Source organism: Microcoleus sp. PH2017_05_CCC_O_A, from assembly GCF_020738785.1.
Taxonomy (GTDB): Bacteria; Cyanobacteriota; Cyanobacteriia; order Cyanobacteriales; family Microcoleaceae; genus Microcoleus.
Genome location: NZ_JAEQCB010000321.1, coordinates 1 through 1295, shown reverse-complemented (window position 1 = coordinate 1295; position 1295 = coordinate 1). Strand labels below are relative to the sequence as shown.

Genomic DNA, 1295 nt, shown 5'->3' with positions numbered 1-1295 from the left:
GTTGTATTAAAGTAGGCTCCTACTTTAGCGCCCTACTTTGTAAAATGACAGTAGGTACAGGAAAATAGTCAAAAAAATACCCCCTGATTAAAGGGGGTAGGGGGTTACATTGCCTCAACTATCTGTATTGATTCGCTTACCCCAAGATAATGCCTCAGTATCACATCTACGCTATTACCGCAGGCGGTTGCTATATGTAATAGCGCATTGTTATTGTGGGCGTTAGCGTGAGCAGTAAGGGTGATGTAGGTATGGCGGGTGTGATATTGCGGTAAGTACCCTCCTATGACGCCTTCCTCAACTAACTGAGTGACTACACCGGGGTAGTAGTAAGTTTTTTCTGTACCATCAGCTAGGGCTCTAGTTTTTTTGAATCCCCGCCATGCCTCTTGTAGAGAGGTGATTGGAATGTATTTACCTTTTTTGTTCGGAAAGCAAAGATTGCTTAAGCTCTCGCCTTTTAGTTGGATCAGCAACTCTCTCAATCGAGAATTGTCACTGAAATAGAATAGTCTTGCCTCGCCCGTTTTGGTCTCTTTTATTTTGTGGGTGGAAGCACCTAATGATTTATTAAAACGAATTAGATTTCTTTCAAAATCTATATCATGCCAACAGAGGGCTAACGCTTCTGATGTGCGACATCCTGTTAGAAAATAGAATTCGACCAAGGCTGCAAAATGAGACTTGTTAGACCCATAAAAAGCCTTGATAATGATGTCGCACTCTATCTTGGTAAATGCGCGTCTATCCTCTTCTAGCGCTTTTTCGTCCGTCACCTCGTGCCATTGTTTCTCTTCCCCATTTACTATTTTGGATGCGTACTTTTGCTGAGTTGTGATAGCAGGTGCGCTGAATTTATCGCTGACAAAAGGGTTTTCGGTTGTGGGATTGACTAGCATACCTTTTGATTTGCAATACTCGAAAGCTAGTCGCAACTCATTGATAAAGTAAGTCTTTCTGTTTATTGTGGTATTTGTGATTGCAAACATCACATTCTGTCCATCGCTTAAGCGTATGTCGCTAATACTCTGGTCGGATTGGACGTGTTGCTTAGTTTGGTTGTTCCATATTTTACCGTAAATAATGTTTGAAAACTGTGTCTGGAAAGTTACTTTAAACGTAGTCTCTTCAATGGTTGTTTCTTTCCACTGAAGGTACGCTTCCCACATCTCACCTACGGTAATCTCGGGTGTTGCAGCCTGTGCACCTGGCATCTGAAGTACATCAGCTAGCTTGGCATATTTGCCCCCGCCTATACCATATTTAGCAAGGGTAGGGTCAAATAGTTTTTCCCA

1 protein-coding gene is annotated in these 1295 nt (G+C 42.2%); it reads right to left on the bottom strand.

The window, feature by feature from the left end; translation table 11 throughout:
• Window positions 1-104: 104 nt before the first annotated feature.
• On the bottom strand, window positions 105-1295 hold a 1191-nt coding region (locus JGK20_RS34335), incomplete at its 5' end, for a tyrosine-type recombinase/integrase (RefSeq protein WP_293233859.1).